Below are 22,300 nucleotides of genomic sequence, written 5' to 3'. Positions count from 1 at the left end.
TTACGTGTGATTCACATCACGCTAACGTGCATTTCACCGCACTGGATTCTGATTATGGCGGGTTAATCGCGTTAACCACACTATGAAAATAAGGTTAATCGATTAATCTTAAATAAGCCAACACGGAGACAGAATATGCGTACAACCTATAATAAATTCCCTGAGGTTAACGTTCAGGGCTATGACAACCACGCCTGGCAGGGTTGGTCGTCAATTCATTCAGTGCTTAACACCAGGGTTTCTACCTCCGCCAAAACCGTATTGATCGTGGATTGCTATCCGGGCGTGCGGCTTGACGAGCTGGAGCAACAGCTTGTTACGACATTAGATACCGCACTGGTGCTGAATATTGAATCTGCCCGCCGCGATGAGCAGGCCCTGCATGATTTACTGGCGCGTAACCTTACCGACGATCGCGTATTCGGCGTTCTCTCCTGTCATCACCTGGATGAATTTTTTGATAGCGACAAACTCAGCCAACTCCGCCAACAGATTGATGCCGTTACCTCAGGGCTGGTTGTCGTGTACGGCTCAGGCGCTGCGCTGGCACACCCTGGTGACGTACTGGTTTATGCCGATCTTCCGCGCTGGGAAATTCAACAGCGTATGCGTCATAACGGGCTGGGTAACTGGGGTGCAGAAAACCAGGATGAAGATATTCTTCGTCGTTACAAACGTGCTTTTTTCATTGAATGGCGGGTATTCGACAAACACAAAACGCCGTTACTCAAACGCGCCGATTATTTGCTCGATACCACGGTAGAAAATAGTCCCGCGATGGTCAGCGGCGAGGCGTTACGCGCCGGTCTGCAACAAACCACCGAACAACCGTTTCGCGTTGCCCCTTTCTTTGACCCAGGCGTCTGGGGCGGGCAATGGATGAAACAACGCTTCGATCTCGATCCCTCAGCCCCCAATTACGCGTGGTGTTTTGATTGCGTGCCCGAGGAAAACAGCCTGTTACTGCGTTTTGGCAACGTGCGGATCGAGATCCCCTCTCAGGATCTGGTGCTGACCTGTCCCCGCCCCCTGCTGGGTGAAAAAGTTCACGCGCGCTTTGGCGCGGAATTCCCGATCCGTTTTGACTTCCTCGACACTATTGGCGGCCAGAATTTGAGTTTTCAGGTTCATCCGCTCACGGAGTACATTCAACAGCAGTTTGGTATGCACTATACCCAGGATGAGAGCTATTACATTCTCGAAGCCGAGCCGGACGCCGTGGTGTATCTCGGGACCAAAACCGGGATCGCACCGCAGGATATGCTCGACGACCTCCGGGCCGCGGGTCGTGGCGAAAAAACCTTTGATGATGAACGATTCGTTAACCAGATCCCTGCACATAAACACGATCACTTCCTGATCCCCGCCGGAACCGTACACTGCTCGGGTGCAGGAACCATGGTGCTGGAGATCAGTGCAACGCCCTATATCTTCACCTTCAAGCTGTGGGATTGGGGCCGCTTAGGGTTAGACGGCTTACCGCGTCCGGTGCATCTGGATCACGGTCAGCAGGTTATTGACTGGCAGCGCGACACGCAATGGGTGCACGACAACCTCGTCAACCGTATTGAACCCCTTGCTGAAGGGGAGGGTTGGCGGGAAGAAAGAACCGGAATGCACGAACGCGAATTTATCGAAACGCGTCGCCATTGGTTTACGGCACCGGTCACTCACCATACCCATGGCGGCGTCAACGTCCTGAACCTGGTCGAAGGTGCGCAGGCCGTTGTTGAAAGCCCGAGCGGCGCGTTTCCCCCGTTTGTCGTCAACTATGCAGAGACCTTTATCATCCCTGCCGCCGTCGGAGAATATCGTATTTCACCGTTTGGCAAAGGCGTCGGTCAACAGCTCGCCACGATTAAAGCCTGGGTTAGAGGATAAGCGCATGATTAACGTAATTGTTGCCACGCATGGTCCCCTGGCGGACGCGCTTCTCGCCAGCGGTCGTATGGTTTATGGAGAATTACCGCACGTTTACCCCGTCACGCTGAGTGAACAGGCAGGTATCGAAGGGTTTAAAGAGACGTTCTCTCAGGTTCTCACCAGTGCCGGAAAAGACGCTGACGGCGTACTGGTGCTGTGTGACATGCAAAGCGGTACTCCGTGGAATGTCGCCTGCCATCATGCTTTTTCTTCACAAACGGTTCCTCCCGTTGCCGTCGTAGCGGGGGTCAATTTCCCGATGCTGTTACAAAGCGAGGAGATTTGCCATTTAACGGATGTTCACGCCGCAGCCGTCGAGCTGTTGGCGCTGACGATACCCACGCTGATTAAAGCCGCCCCGGTTTTATCCGTTCAGTCCGACGATTTTTAAAGGAAAACACTATGAGTATTTCTTTTGTACGTATCGATGACCGCGTAATCCATGGGCAGCTCGTGACACGTTGGGCCAAAGAGCTGCCCTGTGATGGGATCGTCGCTATAGACGACGCCGTCGCGGCCGACCCTTTGCTCTCTTCGGTGATGAAAGGCGCCGTACAGGACACCAAAGTTTGGTTGTTTGATACGGCCACCGCGATTGAAAAATTGCCAAAAGTCATTGCCAGCGAGAAACGTTATTTCGTCATTGGCAAATCCCCCGTCACGCTCAAACGCATTGAAGAAGCAGGTATCAGCCTGAAAAATGCCAACGGCAAGATTAATGTAGGTCCGATGAGCGCGCGTGCTGATACCACCACCATCGGCCCGAATCAGTCGGTCAACGGGGATGAAATTGCCGCCTTTGACTGGCTGACGCAACATGGGCACCTGGTTGAGTTTCGCCTGGTTCCTGATGCCAGTTGCTACAGCTGGCAGGACGCACGTCAGAAGCTGAAATAAGGAGCGCACGATGATTATCGAAGCTACGTTGATTGGCATACTTTGCTATCTCGGCGCCCTCAGCAGTCCCTGGCTTCTGGGGCTGACCGGCGGCTGGTATCTGATCACCCGCCCGCTGATTTCCGGAATGCTGGTCGGGATAATTCTTGGCGACATTAAAACCGGGATCATGATTGGCGTCGCGGTTCAGGCGGTGTATATCGCGATGGTAACGCCTGGCGGTTCGATGCCGGCCGATCTCAACTTTGTCGCTTACCCCGCAATCGCTTTAGGGATCCTTTCAGGAAAAGGCCCCGAGGTCGCGGTCGCGTTGGCGGCGACTATCGGTATCGCCGGAACCATTTTGTTTAACGCGATGATGGTACTGAACTCTTTCTGGAATCACCGGGCAGATGTGGCGCTGGAACGGGGTGACGAACGCGGTATTTACCTGAACAGCGCCATCTGGCCACAGGTGACAAACTTTGTCCTGCGTTTTGTGCCAACTTTTATTGCGGTTTACTTCGGCGCGCAATACATCAGCGGTTTTATGGACAGCTTGCCGAAAATAGTTCTGTCAACGATGAACGTACTGGGCGGCATTTTACCCGCCGTCGGGATCGCGATTTTGCTAAAGCAGATCATCAAAAACTACACCATGCTGATCTACTTCCTCGTCGGTTTTGTCTGCATCGTATTTTTAAAACTCAACATGGTCGCGCTGGTGATCGTCGGTTCGCTGTTGGCGTTGATCCATTACAACTACAAACCGGAACCGCCGCAGGCCGCGAATGCAAAGTCGGTAGCCGATGATGATGAGGATGAATTCTGATGGAAGAACGTACACTTACGCGTAAAGATCTTCGCCGCTGCTGGCGCGCATGGATGATGCACAACTTGTCATCGATGAGTTTTGAACGTCTGGAATCTTTTGGCTTTTGTCTGAGTATGCTTCCGGTGGCGAAAAAGCTCTATCCCGACGCAGCCCAACGTACTGAAATGCTGCGCCGTCATGCCTCATTCTATAATACGGAACCCCAGATAGGCGCGATCGTAAACGGCATGGTGCTGGGGCTGGAGGAGAAAAAAGCGAACGGTGAACCGATCGATGGGGAGACCATCAATACCCTGAAGGTTGGCCTGATGGGCCCTATTGCCGGGATCGGCGATTCAATGATCCCTGGCATGCTGATCCCTATCCTGCTCAGCATCGGCATGGCCCTGGCGGCCGGCGGTAACATTCTCGGGCCGCTGTTTTATACCGTTGCCTGGCTGGCCATCATCATTCCCGGTTCGTGGTTCTTGTTCCTGAAAGGCTACAAAATGGGTTCTGGCTCGGTGGAAATGCTGGTGAGCAGCAAGTCTGCCCGTCTGCGTGAAGCGTTATCGCTGCTGGGTGTGTTTGTCATGGGGGGCGTGGCGGCCAGCTACGTTAAACTTGGCACCGGGCTGGAGTTTATTACCAAAGATGGGGTGAATATCCATGTTCAACAGATGCTGGACGGTATCTTCCCGCAGTTACTGCCGCTGATTGTGGTGCTTGGTACCTGGTATCTGATGGCCAAGCGCGGTGTGTCACCAGTGAAAGCGATGATTTTACTGTTGATACTGGCCGCCCTCGGCGTCGCCACGGGCCTGTTTGCGGGATAACACACAGAAAACGGTACAACCGGGGCTATGCCCCGGTTTTTTTATGGATGAAAGTTTTGCCATAGCTCGGGGTGCTTGTCCGGGCGTGAGATAAACTGGAAACGCGCCGGGTCCTCGATGAATTGTTGATAAACAGGTGCGGTGGTAATCGAGAATTCCGTATATTGTCTGGGCGTAACGGCCTGCAGTCGTCCAGGGATGTAACGCGGATTATGCTGCCAGATAACGTTGTTGCCCTGCAGCAGCGGATACCATGCCAGTCCTTTATGCGCACGCACGGCGTCGTACTCAAAACCATATTCACGATCGCACCACGCGCCAAAGGTTAACGGTACATCCGGGTCTGCGGATATAGTCGCATGCCCCCAACCGGGTGGTACCAACACTTTCTCACCGGGTCCGGCAATTACAGCAAAACAGCGGCCTGGGTCGTCCTCAACATATTCCTGCATATAAATGATCGCTTTTCCCTGCCAGATTTCATAAAGCTCCGGCGGAGACCAGCCGCTGTGCTGACTAATACGATGAATATGTCCCTGACTACGCACCGGCTCTTCTCCCAGCCGTCCCGCCGCATAGGTGACCACGCCAAACAACAGCATCCGCTTTTTCAACTCTTCTCGATCCTGCATTCGCGCCACATCCATCGCTATGGCATACACCTCTTGCGGCCCTTCACAGTGCGGATCGCGCAGCGAGGCGCGAATCTGGTCGAGTTGACGAATCTCCGGCATCGGCCCGGTAACCTCATCCCCATAGCTAAAACCAAGCGGGTGATGATGGACCGTCATATCCAGGCCGTAAGAATGCGCTAAGTCACCCATTCTGTACCTCCTTCGCCTGAACCGTCTTATTTTCCTCAAAGACCCTTATTCTGAAGCCGCTGGCGAGCGCTGCATAATCATGACCCGCAATCCCTGGCCATACGGCGAGCGCCGACAGAACCTCTTCCCCGGTGTTGATTAACCGATGCGCGGTAAAGCCGGGGATAATGTGGACAGATCCCGCGAATACTTTTTCCAGCCTCGCGTCGCCCTGCTCAGTTTGCAACAGCAGCAAACCGGTGCCACGCAGACCAAAATAGACTTCCCCCTGTTCGCGGCGCGCATGGAAATGCCCGCGAGTCATAAAATACTCACAGCCGACCCGGCCAGGGTAAAGATGGGTAACGCCGGTGTAGAGTTCACCTTCAGCGGGAGAGGTATCCAGCATCTCGACGTCATACACGACCTGCTCGCCAGCCAGCTGTTGACGGGCGTGTTCATCGGCAAAAACGTCTGGAAGATCCTCAATACGGGTGGATTTACGCAATAACAGGCCATCAGCTAAAGCGCCGCTTGCCCACGCCACCTGCGGTGGCTGGATAAAAGAAAGGTTCATATGTGTCTCCGGCCCGAGGAGAACAACAGGATCAGATTAGCAGATTAATCGATTAACCTGCTATCGCTATCTGCATATTGCGGGCCGGATCACAGCCTCAAGGTGGCAGCGTCAGTACCTCTGCCACCCACTGCTGGAACCCCTCAACGTCCAGCCCCAGCGCGACCAGGGCATTTGCCGGATGCCCTAAACGTCCTTCAATGTCCACCACCGTCGTACCCGAGGTATATTCACCCTGGGTTTCAACCGCTACGAAGCACGGCTGCAGGGTAAACAGTTCCGGGCGCACCAGCCAGGCAATAGCGCACAGGTCGTGCATTCGTAGCCCCGTATTCATACTGCCGCTACGGTAATGGCTAAACAGCGCGTGCAGCATTTTTCCCGTCTGGTTAAGCTGCGGCAACATCGCCAGATAGTCAGGGGTGAGCATGGCCTGATTAGTGACATCCAGCCCGCACATCACAATCTCCAGCCCGCTCTGGAAGACTTTTGCGGCGGCCTCGGGATCAATAGCAATATTAAACTCGGCGTTTGGCGTGAAGTTCCCGCGCCCGGCAGAACCGCCCATAATCACCAGACGGTGAATGTTGAATATGCATTCAGGATAATGAGTCAGCAGCAGCGCAATGTTGGTCAGGGGGCCAATTGCCACCAGCGTCACAGGCTGCGGGGCATGCATCAACGCATCGCGAATGGCCTGGAAGGCGGGTTTTGCCATCACCTGGCGGTCGTGTTCGACAAATTCATACCCTTCCATACCTGATTCACCGTGTACGGAAGCGGCATCTCGCAGCGGTCTCACCAGCGGCATCGATGCCCCCTGCGCCAGCGGAATATCGGCATTCCAGAAGTGCAGCAGTTGCAATGCATTACGGGTGGTTTTTTCCACCGACACATTACCTGCTACCGTGGTCATCAGTTGCAGATCCAGCTCAGGGGCAAACAGCGCGGCGGCAATAGCGGCAGCATCATCAATGCCGGGATCGGTATCAAGAATGATCGGTAAGCGCATGGTTTCTCCATAAAAAAATGCCAGACGTTAAGTCTGGCATCTTCTCATAATCGTAACCGGAAAGACTTACTCTACTTCACGAACATCCACACGCAGCTCTTTCGGTACTTCGAAAACGATGTTTTCTTCACGCCCTGCCAGCGGAATAGCTTCCCCACCGCCAAGCTCCTGCAGGCGAGCAATCACGTTTTGCACCAGGATATCAGGCGCCGAGGCACCGGCCGTCACGCCCACGCACCTGGCTCCTTTCACCCACGCTTCCTGGATATCGGTCGCATCGTCAATCAGATACGCCGCTTTCCCCATTCGTTGGGCCAGTTCAGCCAGACGGTTGGAGTTAGAAGAGTTTTTCGAGCCGACCACCAGCACAACATCGGCCTGCTCTGCCAGCGCACGGACCGCTTCCTGGCGGTTGGTCGTGGCATAACAGATATCGTCTTTGCGCGGCCCGACAATTTTCGGGAAACGGCTTCGCAGCGCGTCAATAACGTCAGAGGTGTCATCAACGGAGAGAGTAGTCTGCGTCATGAAGGACAATTTGCCTTCATTTTTTACATTCAGTTTCAGCACATCTTCAGGTGATTCGACCAGATACATTCCCCCCTGCGGGTTACTGTACTGGCCCATCGTGCCTTCAACTTCCGGATGCCCGGCGTGACCAATTAAAATTGACTCTTCACCGCGACGGCTGGCGCGGGCAACTTCCATATGCACTTTCGTTACCAGCGGGCAGGTCGCATCAAAAACCGTGAGGTCGCGGCCTTTGGCTTCGTTACGCACCGCCTGAGACACGCCATGAGCGGAGAAAATCAGGATCGCGCCATCCGGTACTTCGCTGATTTGCTCAATAAAAATAGCGCCGCGCTCGCGCAGGCTATCCACCACATAGCGGTTATGCACCACTTCATGACGGACATAAATCGGTGCGCCGTAAATAGCCAGCGCGTTTTCCACAATGCTGATAGCGCGGTCTACGCCAGCGCAAAAACCGCGCGGGTTGGCCAACAGGATCTGCATTTTACGCCTCCAGTGCCGGTTCGACTTCCAGCACTTCAATATCAAAATGAACGGTATGCCCGGCCAGCGGATGGTTGAAATCAACCGTGATCGAATCACCGTTGATTTCGCGGATCACACCAGGCATCTCACTGCCGTCCATTGCGGTAAAGAGCATGATAGCGCCAATTTCTGGCTCGCCCGCGTCCATAAATTCCCGACGCGAGAAATACTGAATTAAGTCCGGGCTTGACACGCCGAAGGCGGCATCCGGCTCCAGAGCAAAAGTGGTTTTATCACCTTCTTTTAACCCCAGCAGGTGTTGTTCCAGTCCTTCAGACAGAGAACCGTCGCCCAGGCGAAACAGCGCAGGCTTGCCGTTATTGCGAGTTGACTCTGCGGTGGAGCCATCATCGAGCTTAAGGGTGAAGTGCACCAGCACCGCACTGTTACTCTGTACTGATTTAGACATGCAGGTTGCTCTTTAAAATTGCTGCCGCCTGTTTGCCCGATAGCGCTACGCTTACCGGGCCTACAAGGATCGCAGTATATTGTAGGCCGGATTAGCATAGCGCCATCCGGCATTTTTTTATGCGGCTTTTTTCTCTTTCGACGGTAAGAAGCCTTCGAGGACAATCAATGCCGCACCGATACAGATCGCCGTATCAGCAAGGTTGAATGTCGCGAAATGCCAGTCACCGACGTAAAAGTCAATCATATCAACCACGAAGCCGTGCCACAGGCGGTCGAACAGGTTGCCCAGCGCACCGCCAATGATTAACGCATACGCGATGTTGTTCAGCTTCTGCGTCGCCTTCGAGCGATACATCATCACCATCAGGATAACGCAGATACCAATGGCGATACCGGCAAAGAACCAACGTTGCCAGCCACCGCTGTCGGCTAAGAAGCTAAACGCCGCACCATAGTTACGCGCGTAGTGCAGATTAAGCGACGGGAACAGCGACACCGTATCCCCCAGAGCAAAGTTCTGGAGGATCAGGTATTTGCTGCCTAAATCGATAATCAGCACGACTACCACCAGCCACAGCCAGCGTAGTCCTGTTGAACAGAGAGGCTTACTCATCAGGCAAACTTACGTTGTTCGCCATCACCGGCGATGTTGCTGACACAGCGTCCGCAGATATCTGCATGTTCCGCCACCTGGCCGACATCGGTAGTGTAATGCCAGCAGCGCGGACATTTCTCACCTTCGGCTTTGCTCAGTACGATTTTCAGACCTTTGAGCAGTTCGCTCTGCTGAGCATCAGCAGGAGCCGCTGCATAATCCGCAACCGTCGCACCGGAGGTCAGCAGAACAAAGCGCAACTCTTCACCCAGCGCGGTCAGTTTCGCCGCCAGCTCTGGTTCAGCGTACAGAGTAACCGCCGCTTCCAGCGAACCACCGACTTTCTTATCCGCACGCGCCTGCTCGATGACCTTGTTCACTTCGCCGCGCACTTTCAGCAACTCGTCCCAGTAGGCATCGTTCATCGCTTCGGTTTCGCCTAAGCCAAACAGACCTTCGTACCATTCACCGGTAAAGACGTACTTCTCACGCTCGCCCGGCAGGTAACCCCAGATTTCATCGGCGGTGAAGGACATGATCGGCGCCATCCAGCGTACAAGCGCTTCTGCAATATGGAACAGCGCAGTCTGGCAACTACGACGCGCCACGCTGTCCGCTTTCGCGGTGTACTGACGGTCTTTGATGATGTCGAGGTAGAACGAACCCATTTCTACGGAGCAGAAGCGCATCAGGCGCTGTACTACTTCGTGGAAGTCATAGGCTTCATAAGCTTTCAGGATCTCTTCCTGCGCCGCTTGCGCACAACCTACCGCCCAGCGATCCAGCACCACCATCTCTTCCGGTTTCACCATATCTTTTACCGGATCGAACCCGTTCAGGTTCGCCAGCAGGAAGCGCGCGGTGTTACGGATACGACGATAGCTGTCGGCAGCACGTTTCAGGATTTCGTCAGAAACGGCCATTTCGCCGGTATAGTCGGTAGAAGCGACCCACAGACGCAGAATATCCGCGCCCAGTTTGTTCATTACGTCCTGTGGACTTACGGTGTTACCGATAGACTTGGACATTTTGCGCCCCTGACCATCAACGGTGAAACCGTGGGTCAGTACCTGACGGTATGGCGCTTTGCCCTTCATTGCAGTGGAGATCATCAGAGAAGACATGAACCAGCCGCGGTGCTGGTCAGAACCTTCCAGATACATATCTGCCGCATGGCCTGCAAACTCAGGACGCACGTCCACGACGGATGAGTGGGTTGAACCGGAGTCAAACCACACGTCCAGCGTATCCGGGACTTTGACATACTGGTCAGCTTCATCGCCGAGGATATCTTTCGGATCGAGATCCCACCACGCCTGGATACCGTCAACTTCAACGCGTTTGGCCACTTCTTCCATCAGTTCGATAGCACGCGGATGCAGCTCTTCGGTGTCTTTGTGAACAAACAGAGACATCGGCACACCCCACGTACGCTGACGGGAGATACACCAGTCAGGACGGTTGGCAACCATCGATTCAATACGTGCCTGGCCCCAATCCGGGATCCATTGCACGCCTTTGATCTCTTTTAGCGACTGCGCGCGCAGACCTTTCTGATCCATGCTGACGAACCACTGCGGAGTCGCACGGAAGATGATCGGCGATTTGTGGCGCCAGCAGCACGGGTAGCTGTGCTGCATCTTCTCAACGTGCAGCAGAGCGCCTTTATCGCTCAGCAGCGCAACGATTTTGTCGTTGGCTTTAAAGACGTTCACACCGTCCAGATCCGGATAGGTACCCGCCAGATATGCGCCGTCCGGGCCAACCGGGTTAGCGATTTCCAGACCGTATTTCTGGCTAATGACGTAGTCATCCGGACCGTGGCCGCCGGCGGTATGGACCGCACCGGTACCCGCATCCAGCGTAACGTGATCGCCAAGAATAGCCGGCACGTCAAAGCCCATAAACGGATGGGTAAAGCGCAGCAGTTCCAGCTCGGCGCCTTTTACGGTGCCCAGAATAGTGTATTCAGCCGCACCAATACGCTGCATGACGCTTTCAACCAGATCCTTCGCCAGAATCACAGCCTGCCCGTCAATCTGCACCAGCGCATAGTCAAAATCAGGCGCCAGAGAGATTGCGCGGTTCGCCGGTAACGTCCACGGGGTGGTAGTCCAGATAACCAGTGAGATCGGGCCATTGACGTCAGAAACGCCAAATTTCGCTTTTACCGCGTCCTGATCGGCGGCGTGGAACGCAACGTCGATGGACGGGGAGGTTTTGTCATAATACTCAACTTCCGCTTCCGCCAGCGCGGAACGGCAATCAACGCACCAGTGCACCGGCTTCGCACCTTTGTGCAGGTGACCGTTGCCGATGATTTTACCCAGCGCACGAATGATGTTGGCTTCAGTTTTGAAGTCCATGGTCAGGTACGGATGCGACCAGTCGCCCAGCACGCCAAGACGGATAAAGTCTTTACGCTGACCGTCAACCTGCGTCGCTGCGTATTCACGGCATTTGGCGCGGAACTCAGCGGCGGTGAACTTCTCGCCCGGCTTGCCGTATTCCTGCTCTACTTTCAGCTCGATAGGCAGGCCGTGGCAGTCCCAGCCCGGAACGTAAGGCGAGTCGAATCCCGTGAGTCCTTTGGACTTCACGATAATGTCTTTCAGAATCTTGTTAACCGAGTGACCAATATGAATGCTGCCATTCGCATAAGGAGGGCCATCATGCAGAATGAAGGTTTTTTTGCCTTTTTTGGCCGCACGAATGATGCCGTACAGGTCATCATCAGTCCAACGCGCCAGCATTCCCGGTTCACGCTTGGCGAGATCGCCGCGCATCGGGAACCCTGTTTCCGGCAAATTCAGGGTTGATTTATAGTCACTCATCAGATTCTCGGTTCCGTATTTAAAACTCGTATAGGCATTAAGCCGGTTTTGTTAGCCCAAAAAATTCACGGGCAGTCAACTCATCACGCGCAATCTGCGCTTTTAGTTCATCCAGCGAGGCAAATCGCTGTTCGCTGCGTAATTTTTTACGCAGTACTACATCTATATGGCGACCATACAGGTCCATTACAACGTCCAATAGATGCACTTCCAACTGTTGGCGTACGCCTGCTACCGTCGGGCGTGTGCCGATGTTGGCGACGCCGGGTAAAGGTTTGTCACCCAGCCCCATTACTTCAACCGCATAAACCCCTTTCACCGGAGAAACCTGGCGACGAAGCGGTAAGTTTGCCGTCGGAAAACCGATAGTGCGCCCTAACTCGTCACCGTGAACTACGCGTCCTGAGATAGTAAAAGGATGCCCAAGCAGGCTTTCGGCCAGTTGCAGGTTATCTTCCGCCAGCGCCTGACGTACCGCGGTGCTGCTGATGCGCACACCGCCTTCACAGAAGGTTTGGGTGCTGGTGATATCAAAACCATACTCAGCGCCCGCTTCCTGTAATAACAAGAAATCGCCCGCACGGCTAGCGCCAAAGCGGAAATCATCACCAACGGCAAGAAATTGTACACCAAGGCGCTTCACCAGCAGATCGCTGATGAAGGTCTGCGCCGTTAATGCAGCGAAGCGCCTGTCAAAACGCACGCACAGCACGTAATCAACGCCGCACTCCGCCAGATAACGCAGTTTTTCCCGCAGGCGGGTGAGGCGCGCAGGTGACTTGTCCGTCGCAAACAGCTCCAGCGGCTGCGGCTCGAAAATCATCACCATCACCGGTAAATTGCGTTTGCGCCCTTCTTCCCGTAAGCCCTGCAGCAACGCACGATGGCCACGGTGCACGCCGTCGAAATTACCAATAGTCAGCACACACCCATGCGGGGCCTGACTGAGATTATGTATGCCTCGTATCAGCTTCATGTCTGGCTCAAAACAGTGAAAATCGTGAAAGTATACCCTGTACCGCGTTCAACGTTAACCGGCGATTGTTTCTACGAAACAGAAAGAGGATGGTTTTCATCGTTATGAAACAAATTGACGCCCTTCACGGGCACACCAATGCAATTTTTCTCGTGGAAAGGCTGTATTCACGCCCCGCAAGCTGGTAGAATCCTGCGCCATCACTACGCAACGAGTGCTGCAATTTAAACGGCGCTTATTTGCACAAATCCATTGACAAAAGAAGGCTAAAAGGGCATATTCCTCGGCCTTTGAATTGTCCATATAGAACACATTTGGGAGTTGGACCTTGGCTAATATCAAATCAGCTAAGAAGCGCGCCGTTCAGTCTGAAAAGGCCCGCAAGCACAACGCTAGCCGTCGCTCTATGATGCGTACTTTCATCAAGAAAGTATACGCAGCTATCGAAGCTGGCGACAAAGCTACTGCACTGAAAGCATTTAACGAAATGCAACCGATCGTGGACCGTCAGGCTGCTAAAGGTCTGATCCACAAAAACAAAGCTGCACGTCATAAAGCAAACCTGACTGCACAGATCAACAAACTGGCTTAATCGCCTGCTTGTTGTCGCTTTGTGAAAAAACCCGCGTAAGCGGGTTTTTTTATGCCCGCCGTTTGCAGCCGGATTCGACAGCAACCGTCATTCACTAGGCATTGAGCTGATAGTCTCTGTCTGGCCGAAGGTGGATAACCGCCCCAAGAGATATCGGGAGATGCGTGAAAACGGCTGACCACTGAACAGAATTCCGGTATTTATCCGCGAAGGTGGTCAGTACCGGAATTTATTAAAGCAGTAGAATCCTTCCGGCTGTAGGCAACCACCGCAGCCGGAAGCATTACGACGATCAGGCTGATTGCAGCTTAAATAATGCCGAGTAGTCCGCATTGCAAATACGCTGCACCGCTGGATGCTGGATCATTCTTTCCGCAAATATGGCGTGATACTCCTCCATCACATTCTCTACGCGTCCAATTTCAACAATTGAATCATCGGCATAGAAATTGTGGGAATAAAGCGTAGGCGCAACAAAAATAGCGTTATGCGTTGCGCCGAACGCTTTCATCAGCGCGGCGTCATCAAACTCGCCAAGGATTTCAACGTTCAGCCCTTGTGAGTTAATCCAGTTCAGCAGCTTACGCCCGAGCATCGAACGGCGCCCAGGGATCAGTAATCGACGCTCTTCGAGGCAGGCCGGAAATGGTTTCTCAGGCAATGGCTGGGTGCACCAAAAGCTCACGCTGCATTCGCCAATCCGCACTGAGAACAACCCTTCCTGCTGCGTAGAATCGATCGGGCAGTCGGAGATAATCATATCCAGTTTATGCTGGCTGAGCTGATCAAGCAGCATCTCGTGCGTTGATTCAAAACAACGCAGATGGATTTGTTCATCTTCAACGACTGCGGCATTCAGCACGCTGCTGACCAGCTGTTTGGACAAAGCATCCGCCACGCCGACATCGAACAGTAAATTCGACTCTTTGCGATAGTTCACGATATCCAGCATTTCCTGGCTTAACGTGAACATCTTATCCGCATAACGAAAAACCAATTCGCCTAATTCGCTGGGCTCCAGTCCACGCCCCTTCCGCTTGAACAACTTTCCCTGTAAGCGTTCCTCAAGCGCTTTAATCTGCCCGGTAATGGTCTGCGGTGTCAGATAAAGCGCCTCTGCTGCACCAACCACCGATCCTTCTTTATATACATGCCAAAAGTAGTACAGGTGGTTGTAGTTTATATGAGACATACACTCTCCCTGAAAATTGTCACGAAAGGGTTATCCCGTCAGGCTGCTGCGTTCAACCGGGTGCGTAACCAGCAGTAACCTATTACCGCCGACAGCAAAGAACCGATCAGGATCCCCAGTTTCGCCCAGTTAATCAGCTCAGGATCGACGGTCCCAAACGCCAGGCTGGCGATGAAAATCGACATCGTAAAGCCAATGCCGCACAGAATGCCGACCGCCATAATTTGCTGGAAATTCGTTCCCTCCGGCAATTGCGCCATCCTGAAGCGTAACGCCAGCCAGCAAAAGAGGCTGATACCCAGTGGTTTCCCGATTAACAGGCCAGCAATGATCCCCAGCGGTAACACCGAGGTCAGTCCATCAATGGTGACGCCCTGCAGTGAGACACCCGCGTTAGCGAAGGCAAACAACGGTAGGATCAGGTATGCCACCCACGGGTGCAGAACATGCTCCAGACGCTTCGCCGGTGAACGCCCGTGTTTTTCCTTCAACGGAATGAAGAAACCGACGATCACACCCGCCAGAGTTGCATGCACGCCAGACTTCAGTACGGCCGTCCACAGCACTACGCCAACCAGAATATAAATACCGGTACGTCTTACACCGCACAGATTCAATGCTGCCAGGACAAGGATCGCGCACGCGGCAACGCCCAGCGACAACAGCGAGAGATCGCTGGTGTAGAACAACGCGATGATCACAATAGCGCCGAGGTCATCGATTATCGCCAGCGCCATCAGGAAGATTTTCAACGCCAGCGGGACACGGCTGCCCAACAGCGCCAGCACGCCTAATGCAAAAGCGATATCCGTTGCCGCCGGGATCGCCCAACCCTCACGGGTGATAGGGTCAGCATAGTTGAATGCCAGATACAGCAGCGCCGGGACAATCATGCCCCCGATAGCGGCAATGATCGGAAACGCCGCCTGGCGCAGACTGGCCAGCGAACCTTGCATTAACTCACGCTTCACTTCCAAACCGATCAACAGGAAGAACACCGCCATCAACGCGTCATTGATCCACAGCAGCATATTTTTGTTGATCTCAAGCGCGCCAACCCGCAGTTGAACGGGCGTTTCCAGAAAGGCGTGGTACCATCCACTGGTAACCCCGATATTTGCCATCAGCATAGCAACCACGGCAGCGATGATCAGAATGATGCCCCCCGAGGCGTCACTACTAAAAAAACGATGCAGATGTTTCACTTTTATTCTCTCTATTGGGTGAATACTTCGTAAATACTATCTTACACCTTCAGAAAGCTCGTTAAAATTAGATTATTCATGATGAATAGATCGATTTTAACGAACCATTAAAATAAAGTCGTTCAGGATTTTCCGAACGGAAAACAGAAATAAAAAAGCCTGAAACTTTTCAGTCCCAGGCTTTTTATCAAAGATTATTGAGTCGAGAATTAGCGCGTCAAATCGTCAAAAAATTTCTTCACACCGTCGAAGAAGCTTTTAGAGCGCGGACTGTTTTGCTCGCCGGTCGGGCCGCCAAAGCTGTCCTGCAGATCTTTCAGCAACTGCTTCTGCTTGTCGTTGAGGCCTACCGGGGTTTCAACCACCACACGGCACAGCAGATCGCCCTGTGCGCCGCCGCGTACTGACTTAACGCCTTTACCACGCATGCGGAACAGTTTGCCGGTCTGCGTTTCGCCCGGGATTTTTAACTTCACGCGACCGTCCAGCGTCGGCACTTCAATCTCGCCGCCCAGCGCTGCCATCGCAAAGTTAATCGGCACTTCGCAGTACAGGTTATTGCCTTCACGTTCGAAAATTGGGTGCTGTTTTACCTGCACCTGAACGTACAAATCGCCTGCTGGCGCGCCATGTTCACCGGCTTCACCTTCACCCGCTAAACGAATACGGTCGCCAGTATCAACCCCTGCCGGGATCTTAACGGACAGCGTTTTGCTCTTCTCAACGCGACCATGACCATGGCATTTGTTGCACGGGTCTTTAATCAACGTACCGCGGCCCTGACAGTGTGGACAGGTCTGCTGTACGGCAAAAAAACCCTGACGCATCTGCACCTGACCAGAACCGTGACAGGTTGGACAGGTCTGGGGTTGCGTGCCCGCCTTCGCACCGCTGCCGTGGCAAACATCACACTCTTCCAGCGTCGGAATACGGATCTCTTTGGTGACGCCACGCACGGCTTCTTCCAGAGTGAGATCCATGTTGTAACGTAAATCAGCACCACGTGAGGCGCGCTGACGACCGCGACCGCCGCCAAAGATATCGCCAAACACGTCACCAAAGATATCGCTGAAGTCGGCCCCGCCGCCAAAACCGCCGCCACCGCCCATACCGCCTTGCTCAAACGCTGCATGGCCGTACTGATCATAAGCCGCACGTTTTTGCGCATCGGTGAGGATCTCGTACGCTTCTTTGATCTCTTTAAACTTGGCTTCGGCCTCTTTATCACCCTGGTTGCGGTCCGGGTGATATTTCATGGCCAGGCGCTTGTAGGCCTTTTTGATTTCACGCTCTTCCGCTGATTTGGAAACGCCTAAAATCTCGTAATAGTCTTGCTTAGCCATCTCTTTTTATCTGCCCCTAACATGCGTGCACGGGCGGAGAGGAAACCTCTTCGCCCGTGCCAGTAATTACCCGTTCAAAGGGCGATTATTTTTTGTCTTTCACTTCTTCAAACTCAGCGTCGACAACGTCGTCATCTTTCGCGTTGTTTGCAGAAGCATCAGCACCTGCTGCGCCAGCCTGCTGCTGTGCGTGCTGCTGCTGAGCGATTTCCATCAGTTTCTGGGAAACCTGTGCCAGCGCCTGCATTTTCGCTTCGATATCCGCTTTGTCTTCGCCTTTCAGAGAAGTTTCCAGCGCAGTCAGTGCAGACTCGATGGCAGTTTTGTCATCAGCCGGCAGTTTGTCGCCTGCTTCTTCAACCTGCTTGCGAGTGCTGTGCAGCAGATGGTCACCCTGGTTACGGGTCTGAACCAGCTCTTCAAACTTACGGTCAGATTCTGCGTTCGCTTCTGCTTCACGAACCATTTTCTGAATTTCTTCTTCGTTCAGACCAGAAGAAGCCTTGATGGTGATCTTCTGCTCTTTACCGCTATTTTTGTCTTTCGCGGAAACGTGCAGGATACCGTCGGCATCGATGTCAAAAGTAACTTCGATCTGCGGCATACCGCGCGGAGCCGGGCTGATGCCATCCAGGTTAAATTGACCCAGATCTTTGTTATCAGCGGCACGTTTACGTTCACCCTGCAGCACGTGGATGGTTACTGCAGACTGGTTGTCTTCAGCAGTAGAGAACACCTGGCTGTGCTTGGTCGGGATAGTGGTGTTTTTCGCGATCAGTGCAGTCATCACGCCACCCATGGTTTCGATACCCAGAGACAGCGGGGTAACGTCCAGCAGCAGCACGTCTTTCACATCACCGGTCAATACACCACCCTGAACGGCAGCACCGATTGCCACAGCTTCGTCCGGGTTAACGTCTTTACGCGGCTCTTTACCGAAGAACTCAGCAACTTTCTTCTGTACCATCGGCATACGAGTCTGACCACCGACCAGGATAACGTCCTGAACGTCGGAAACAGACAGACCAGCATCCTGCAGAGCAACTTTCAGCGGCTCGATAGAACGGTTAACCAGGTCCTCAACCAGGCTTTCCAGTTTCGCACGGGTCACCTTGATGTTCATATGTTTCGGACCAGTCGCGTCTGCAGTGATATACGGCAGGTTCACGTCGGTCTGCTGAGCGGAAGACAGTTCGATCTTCGCTTTCTCAGCGGCTTCTTTCAGACGCTGCATCGCCAGCGGGTCGTTACGCAGGTCGATACCCTGATCTTTCTTAAATTCGTCAACCAGGTAGTTGATCATACGGCTATCGAAGTCTTCACCACCCAGGTGGGTATCACCGTTGGTTGCCAGAACTTCGAAGGTTTTTTCACCGTCAACTTCGTCGATTTCGATAATAGAGATATCGAAAGTACCACCACCCAGGTCATAAACCGCGATAGTACGGTTGCCGACTTCTTTATCCAGACCGTAAGCCAGTGCAGCTGCGGTTGGTTCGTTGATGATACGTTTTACTTCCAGACCTGCGATACGGCCGGCGTCTTTGGTTGCCTGACGCTGAGCATCGTTAAAATATGCAGGTACGGTGATAACTGCTTCAGTTACCGGTTCACCCAGGTAATCTTCAGCCGTTTTCTTCATTTTTTTCAGCACTTCAGCAGAAATCTGCGGCGGTGCCATTTTCTGACCTTTTACATCAATCCATGCATCACCGTTGTCAGCACCGATGATTTTGTATGGCATGATGGCTTCATCACGCTGCACTTCTTCGTCCTGGAAGCGGCGGCCAATCAGGCGTTTAATCGCAAACAGGGTGTTTTGCGGGTTTGTCACTGCCTGACGTTTAGCCGGCTGACCAACCAGAGTTTCACCATCCTGGGTATAAGCAATGATAGAAGGCGTGGTGCGATCGCCCTCGGCGTTCTCCAGCACACGTGCAGTAGTGCCATCCATAATCGCTACACAAGAGTTGGTAGTACCCAGGTCGATACCAATAATTTTACCCATCTAAACGTCTCCACTAAAAATTCGGTCATCATGTGGTTGTGAATCTGTAATAAGGGCGAAACGTGCGGTTTCAACTACCCTGAATCGTTTTTTTTCAGACTCACCACTGCGGTTGTCTACAAGATGGGGTCGTAACCCACGTCATCAAGGGGGGCATGAAAAATTTTTTTAGTCTTGGGGCAATAAATTCGCAGAAAAAAGGCAAAAAGAGAGAAAAATGAATAGTCGCCAACCAGAATTAATTCATACAGACAATTAAACCAGGAAAGTTATTCACATAAAAATTGTAATAAAAATAAAATATTACGAGCATGAATCGTTTTTATGACGACGGTAATATGGTCTGAAGTCACACACTTTTGCAGCCGTCAAAGAGAAACTCCATGAAATCTGTGTTAACCCTTCCCGCCAGCCTGCTTATGGGCCTTCTGCTGAGCAGCACCGCCGTAACTGGCAAGCGTGATGCCCATCACAGGGAAAATAATTCATTTTCCCTTCGTTAGATCATAGACAGTGCCCTCTCCCCTGATTATCATGCCGCGCCCCGAAGACAGCGATCGTTATTCGGGGAAACTATTTCACCATTCAATCAATGATGATTTTGAGGAATTATGGGCAACACTAAGTTGGCTAATCCGGCACCGCTGGGCCTGATGGGCTTTGGCATGACCACCATTCTGCTTAACCTGCACAACGCGGGTTTCTTCGCTCTGGACGTTATTATTCTGGCGATGGGCATTTTCTACGGCGGTATCGCGCAAATTTTTGCCGGACTGCTGGAATATAAAAAAGGCAACACCTTCGGTTTAACCGCCTTTACCTCCTACGGTTCGTTCTGGCTGACGCTGGTTGCGATCCTGCTGATGCCGAAAATGGGCCTGGCGGATGCAACCAATGGTCAGTTCCTGGGCGCTTACCTCGGTCTGTGGGGTGTGTTCACTCTGTTCATGTTCTTCGGTACGCTGAAAGCCGCGCGCATGCTGCAGTTCGTGTTCCTGAGCCTGACAGTGCTGTTCGCCCTGCTGGCCGTTGGCAACATTGCGGGTAACGAAGCGATCATTCACGTTGCTGGCTGGGTAGGCTTAGTGTGTGGCGCAAGCGCCATTTACCTGGCGATGGGTGAAGTGCTGAACGAACAGTTTGGCCGTACCATCCTGCCGATTGGTGAAGCGCACTAATCTGATGCAATCCCCCCTGACGGGGGGATATTCCTTACAAGCGCTGTAACTCTGCCTGTACGCTCGAATCGCGATGATAAAGATCCTGTCGCAGCCAAATCCCCAAACCTAGCCCTACCAGCGATAACGCCAGCACATACCAGGCCGGAGCCATTGGCGACACGCTCATTAACATCGTGACGGCGATTGGCGTCAGACCACCAAAAATGGCGTACGACACGTTGTAAGAAAAGGATATTCCGGTAAAGCGGACTTCCGCCGGAAACGCGCGCACCATCACATAAGGCACAGCCCCCACCACGCCAACGCATAACCCCACCAGCCCGTATAACAGGAACAAATGCTGGGGATGGCTGCCGGTCAGGTGATAGAAAAACCAGCTTGAACAGGCCAGCAGCAGGCTGCCGACAATAAAGGTTTTGCTGGCGCCGACCCGGTCGACAATAAACCCGGCCAGCAGACAACCGACGCATAGCATAATGGTAGCGACACTGTTGGCTTGCAACGTTAGCGCCGGCGCAAAGCCATACTGCTTCTGCAACCAGACTGGTGACATCAGGATCACCACCACAATCCCGGCTGAAAGCAGCCAGGTCAGCAGCATTGAAATAACCACCGCTTTTTTATGTTTGCTCACCACTGACTTCACCGGTAGCTCTTGCGCCAATGCTTTACGCTGCTGCATTTCGAGAAATATGGGCGTCTCCTGCAGCCAGCGACGCAGGTACATCGCCACCAGCCCAAACACGCCCCCCAGCAGGAAAGGAATACGCCAGCCGTAATCATGCACCGCCTGCTGCGTCAGGCTGGTGTTCACCAGCGTCGCAACCACCGACCCCAGCAGAATTCCCACCGTCAGGCCGGCAGTCAGCGTTCCGCAGGCAATGCCGATGCGACGCTCCGGTACATGCTCCGCCACAAACACCCACGCGCCCGGAACTTCTCCGCCGATGGCAGCGCCTTGCAAAATACGCATCAGCAGTAACAGTAGCGGCGCGAGGATCCCCATTGAGGCGTAGGTAGGCAACAGACCAATCGCCAGCGTCGGTATCGCCATCAGCAAAATGCTCAGGGTGAACATTTTCTTGCGCCCGACCAGATCGCCAAAGTGCGCCATGATGATGCCCCCCAGCGGACGCGCCAGATAGCCGGCGGCAAAAATGCCGAAGGTTTGCACCTGACGTAGCCATTCAGGGATGTCTGCGGGGAAGAAGAGCTCGCCAACAACAGCGGCAAAGAAGACAAAGATAATGAAATCATAAAACTCAAGCGCACCACCAAGGGCAGCAAGCGTAAGGGTTTTATAATCCTGGCGATTCAGCGGTCGAGTGTGTTGTGACATAGCAAACCATGAGTCAGTGAAGTAATTGAATCTGTTCTTTGATATATGTAAAGCAAAAATTACTATATCGTAAACAATTCAATACTCCACTGTCATTGGCACTTATGTCACGATCGGGCTATTTTCAGGCATTTGTATCGCGCATTGCGCTTTTAGGACGAAAAGATGCTACAACAGCCGGTGCGGTTTCCACATACGGCCCATCTAATAGCTGTATACAATACGGTACACTTGCAAAAATACCCGGCACGATAACCTTACCGTCGGCATCTTTCACACCTTCCAGCGTCTCTTTGATCGATTTTGGCTGCCCAGGCAGATTCAGGATCAACGCCTGCTTGCGAATCACGCCAACCTGACGGGAAAGAATCGCCGTTGGCACAAAGTGCAGGCTTATCTGGCGCATCTGCTCACCAAAGCCTGGCATCTGACGGTCGGCTACGGCAAGCGTCGCATCAGGCGTTACGTCACGACGGGCCGGACCCGTTCCGCCGGTAGTCAGCACCAGATGACAACTCATTTCGTCTACCAGCTCGCATAAGGTCTGTTCGATGATCGCCTGTTCATCCGGGATCAACCGCGTTTGCAGCTCAAAAGGGGTGGTAAGGGCAGACGCCAGCCACTCTTCAAGGGCCGGGATACCTTTATCCTGGTAAACGCCGCTGGAAGCACGGTCAGAAATGGAAACCAGGCCAATGCGTAAAGTATTCATGATTATTCCGTT

The 22,300-nt window shown here is 53.2% G+C and carries 21 protein-coding genes and 2 pseudogenes; 8 read left to right on the top strand and 15 right to left on the bottom strand.

Annotated features, from left to right (window positions below; genetic code table 11):
* The first annotated feature begins 135 nt into the window (after positions 1-135).
* The 5 genes from WC7_RS22040 to WC7_RS22060 are packed head-to-tail and all read left to right on the top strand — an operon-like array spanning position 136 to position 4,449.
* Positions 136-1,881: a class I mannose-6-phosphate isomerase gene (locus tag WC7_RS22040; RefSeq protein ID WP_016151646.1), complete on the top strand. Its 1,746-nt coding sequence runs from the start codon at positions 136-138 to the stop codon at positions 1,879-1,881.
* Between the two features lie 4 nt (positions 1,882-1,885).
* Positions 1,886-2,314, top strand: coding sequence for a PTS sugar transporter subunit IIA (locus tag WC7_RS22045; protein WP_016151645.1), 429 nt, complete (start codon positions 1,886-1,888; stop codon positions 2,312-2,314).
* A gap of 11 nt (positions 2,315-2,325) precedes the next feature.
* Complete coding sequence (locus tag WC7_RS22050; protein WP_003837349.1) at positions 2,326-2,820, top strand: PTS sugar transporter subunit IIB; 495 nt, start codon at positions 2,326-2,328, stop codon at positions 2,818-2,820.
* Between the two features lie 10 nt (positions 2,821-2,830).
* Positions 2,831-3,631: a PTS mannose/fructose/sorbose/N-acetylgalactosamine transporter subunit IIC gene (locus WC7_RS22055; protein ID WP_016151644.1), complete on the top strand. Its 801-nt coding sequence runs from the start codon at positions 2,831-2,833 to the stop codon at positions 3,629-3,631.
* Entirely contained in the window at positions 3,631-4,449 is an 819-nt protein-coding gene (locus WC7_RS22060) for a PTS system mannose/fructose/sorbose family transporter subunit IID (RefSeq protein WP_016151643.1), read from the top strand. The genes WC7_RS22055 and WC7_RS22060 overlap by 1 nt, the downstream gene beginning before the upstream one ends.
* A gap of 41 nt (positions 4,450-4,490) precedes the next feature.
* On the opposite strand, the gene WC7_RS22065 is transcribed toward WC7_RS22060, so the two are convergent.
* The 9 genes and pseudogenes from WC7_RS22065 to WC7_RS27065 all read right to left on the bottom strand — a co-directional run bounded on the left by WC7_RS22065 (position 4,491) and on the right by WC7_RS27065 (position 12,939).
* Positions 4,491-5,273 carry a glucose-6-phosphate isomerase family protein gene (locus tag WC7_RS22065; protein ID WP_016151642.1) on the bottom strand — a complete coding sequence of 261 codons (783 nt, stop codon included), beginning with the start codon at positions 5,271-5,273 and terminating at the stop codon, positions 4,491-4,493.
* Positions 5,266-5,829, bottom strand: coding sequence for a glucose-6-phosphate isomerase family protein (locus WC7_RS22070; protein WP_016151641.1), 564 nt, complete (start codon positions 5,827-5,829; stop codon positions 5,266-5,268). Before WC7_RS22070 ends, WC7_RS22065 begins: the two co-directional genes overlap by 8 nt.
* Before the next feature lie 97 nt (positions 5,830-5,926).
* Complete coding sequence (gene rihC, locus WC7_RS22075; protein WP_016151640.1) at positions 5,927-6,841, bottom strand: ribonucleoside hydrolase RihC; 915 nt, start codon at positions 6,839-6,841, stop codon at positions 5,927-5,929.
* Between the two features lie 66 nt (positions 6,842-6,907).
* Entirely contained in the window at positions 6,908-7,858 is a 951-nt protein-coding gene (gene ispH / locus WC7_RS22080; RefSeq protein WP_016151639.1) for a 4-hydroxy-3-methylbut-2-enyl diphosphate reductase, read from the bottom strand.
* A 1-nt stretch (position 7,859) separates the two neighbouring features.
* A complete protein-coding gene (fkpB, locus tag WC7_RS22085; protein ID WP_003018929.1) occupies positions 7,860-8,309 on the bottom strand; it encodes an FKBP-type peptidyl-prolyl cis-trans isomerase in 450 nt (149 codons plus the stop codon).
* Between the two features lie 117 nt (positions 8,310-8,426).
* Positions 8,427-8,924, bottom strand: coding sequence for a signal peptidase II (lspA, locus tag WC7_RS22090; RefSeq protein ID WP_003018932.1), 498 nt, complete (start codon positions 8,922-8,924; stop codon positions 8,427-8,429).
* A complete protein-coding gene (ileS, locus tag WC7_RS22095) occupies positions 8,924-11,740 on the bottom strand; it encodes an isoleucine--tRNA ligase (RefSeq protein WP_016151638.1) in 2,817 nt (938 codons plus the stop codon). Before ileS ends, lspA begins: the two co-directional genes overlap by 1 nt.
* 37 nt (positions 11,741-11,777) lie before the next feature.
* The gene (gene ribF, locus WC7_RS22100; protein WP_016151637.1) at positions 11,778-12,716 is read right to left on the bottom strand and encodes a bifunctional riboflavin kinase/FAD synthetase; all 939 of its coding nucleotides are present in this window, start codon (positions 12,714-12,716) and stop codon (positions 11,778-11,780) included.
* A 7-nt stretch (positions 12,717-12,723) separates the two neighbouring features.
* A pseudogene (locus tag WC7_RS27065) lies at positions 12,724-12,939 on the bottom strand (DUF2575 domain-containing protein).
* Positions 12,940-13,044: 105 nt separating this feature from the next.
* Between WC7_RS27065 and rpsT the strand changes: the two are divergent.
* Both rpsT and WC7_RS27280 read left to right on the top strand, forming a co-directional pair.
* Positions 13,045-13,308, top strand: coding sequence for a 30S ribosomal protein S20 (rpsT, locus tag WC7_RS22105; RefSeq protein ID WP_003018940.1), 264 nt, complete (start codon positions 13,045-13,047; stop codon positions 13,306-13,308).
* Positions 13,309-13,399: 91 nt separating this feature from the next.
* A pseudogene (locus tag WC7_RS27280) lies at positions 13,400-13,483 on the top strand (hypothetical protein); the annotation flags it as partial.
* A gap of 117 nt (positions 13,484-13,600) precedes the next feature.
* Here WC7_RS27280 and nhaR read toward each other — a convergent pair.
* From nhaR to dnaK, 4 genes are all read right to left on the bottom strand, one after another.
* Positions 13,601-14,500, bottom strand: a complete 900-nt coding sequence (gene nhaR, locus WC7_RS22110; protein WP_016151636.1) for a transcriptional activator NhaR — start codon at positions 14,498-14,500, stop codon at positions 13,601-13,603.
* Positions 14,501-14,538: 38 nt separating this feature from the next.
* The gene (gene nhaA / locus WC7_RS22115; RefSeq protein WP_016151635.1) at positions 14,539-15,705 is read right to left on the bottom strand and encodes a Na+/H+ antiporter NhaA; all 1,167 of its coding nucleotides are present in this window, start codon (positions 15,703-15,705) and stop codon (positions 14,539-14,541) included.
* 209 nt (positions 15,706-15,914) lie between these two features.
* A complete protein-coding gene (dnaJ, locus tag WC7_RS22120; RefSeq protein ID WP_008786151.1) occupies positions 15,915-17,048 on the bottom strand; it encodes a molecular chaperone DnaJ in 1,134 nt (377 codons plus the stop codon).
* A gap of 85 nt (positions 17,049-17,133) precedes the next feature.
* A complete protein-coding gene (gene dnaK / locus WC7_RS22125) occupies positions 17,134-19,056 on the bottom strand; it encodes a molecular chaperone DnaK (protein ID WP_016151634.1) in 1,923 nt (640 codons plus the stop codon).
* Between the two features lie 611 nt (positions 19,057-19,667).
* Here dnaK and satP point away from each other — a divergent pair.
* A complete protein-coding gene (gene satP, locus WC7_RS22130) occupies positions 19,668-20,234 on the top strand; it encodes an acetate uptake transporter (RefSeq protein WP_003018969.1) in 567 nt (188 codons plus the stop codon).
* A 34-nt stretch (positions 20,235-20,268) separates the two neighbouring features.
* On the opposite strand, the gene WC7_RS22135 is transcribed toward satP, so the two are convergent.
* Both WC7_RS22135 and mog read right to left on the bottom strand, forming a co-directional pair.
* The gene (locus tag WC7_RS22135; protein ID WP_016151633.1) at positions 20,269-21,576 is read right to left on the bottom strand and encodes an MFS transporter; all 1,308 of its coding nucleotides are present in this window, start codon (positions 21,574-21,576) and stop codon (positions 20,269-20,271) included.
* Between the two features lie 124 nt (positions 21,577-21,700).
* A complete protein-coding gene (mog, locus tag WC7_RS22140; protein ID WP_016151632.1) occupies positions 21,701-22,288 on the bottom strand; it encodes a molybdopterin adenylyltransferase in 588 nt (195 codons plus the stop codon).
* Positions 22,289-22,300 lie beyond the last annotated feature (12 nt).

The organism is Citrobacter sp. KTE151, from assembly GCF_000398845.1.
GTDB lineage: Bacteria > Pseudomonadota > Gammaproteobacteria > Enterobacterales > Enterobacteriaceae > Citrobacter > Citrobacter braakii.
The sequence above is the reverse complement of the archived record's forward strand: the minus strand, read 5'-3'. Positions and strand labels throughout refer to the sequence as shown.

Excerpts from the sequence above, each read along its gene's own strand:
- WC7_RS22040 (WP_016151646.1), top strand. The coding sequence starts at position 136 with ATGCGTACAACCTATAATAAATTCCCTGAGGTTAACGTTCAGGGCTAT.
- WC7_RS22045 (WP_016151645.1), top strand. The coding sequence starts at position 1,886 with ATGATTAACGTAATTGTTGCCACGCATGGTCCCCTGGCGGACGCGCTT.
- WC7_RS22050 (WP_003837349.1), top strand. The coding sequence starts at position 2,326 with ATGAGTATTTCTTTTGTACGTATCGATGACCGCGTAATCCATGGGCAG.
- WC7_RS22055 (WP_016151644.1), top strand. The coding sequence starts at position 2,831 with ATGATTATCGAAGCTACGTTGATTGGCATACTTTGCTATCTCGGCGCC.
- WC7_RS22060 (WP_016151643.1), top strand. The coding sequence starts at position 3,631 with ATGGAAGAACGTACACTTACGCGTAAAGATCTTCGCCGCTGCTGGCGC.
- WC7_RS22065 (WP_016151642.1), bottom strand. The coding sequence starts at position 5,273 with ATGGGTGACTTAGCGCATTCTTACGGCCTGGATATGACGGTCCATCAT.
- WC7_RS22070 (WP_016151641.1), bottom strand. The coding sequence starts at position 5,829 with ATGAACCTTTCTTTTATCCAGCCACCGCAGGTGGCGTGGGCAAGCGGC.
- rihC (WP_016151640.1), bottom strand. The coding sequence starts at position 6,841 with ATGCGCTTACCGATCATTCTTGATACCGATCCCGGCATTGATGATGCT.
- ispH (WP_016151639.1), bottom strand. The coding sequence starts at position 7,858 with ATGCAGATCCTGTTGGCCAACCCGCGCGGTTTTTGCGCTGGCGTAGAC.
- fkpB (WP_003018929.1), bottom strand. The coding sequence starts at position 8,309 with ATGTCTAAATCAGTACAGAGTAACAGTGCGGTGCTGGTGCACTTCACC.
- lspA (WP_003018932.1), bottom strand. The coding sequence starts at position 8,924 with ATGAGTAAGCCTCTCTGTTCAACAGGACTACGCTGGCTGTGGCTGGTG.
- ileS (WP_016151638.1), bottom strand. The coding sequence starts at position 11,740 with ATGAGTGACTATAAATCAACCCTGAATTTGCCGGAAACAGGGTTCCCG.
- ribF (WP_016151637.1), bottom strand. The coding sequence starts at position 12,716 with ATGAAGCTGATACGAGGCATACATAATCTCAGTCAGGCCCCGCATGGG.
- nhaR (WP_016151636.1), bottom strand. The coding sequence starts at position 14,500 with ATGTCTCATATAAACTACAACCACCTGTACTACTTTTGGCATGTATAT.
- dnaJ (WP_008786151.1), bottom strand. The coding sequence starts at position 17,048 with ATGGCTAAGCAAGACTATTACGAGATTTTAGGCGTTTCCAAATCAGCG.
- dnaK (WP_016151634.1), bottom strand. The coding sequence starts at position 19,056 with ATGGGTAAAATTATTGGTATCGACCTGGGTACTACCAACTCTTGTGTA.
- satP (WP_003018969.1), top strand. The coding sequence starts at position 19,668 with ATGGGCAACACTAAGTTGGCTAATCCGGCACCGCTGGGCCTGATGGGC.
- WC7_RS22135 (WP_016151633.1), bottom strand. The coding sequence starts at position 21,576 with ATGTCACAACACACTCGACCGCTGAATCGCCAGGATTATAAAACCCTT.
- mog (WP_016151632.1), bottom strand. The coding sequence starts at position 22,288 with ATGAATACTTTACGCATTGGCCTGGTTTCCATTTCTGACCGTGCTTCC.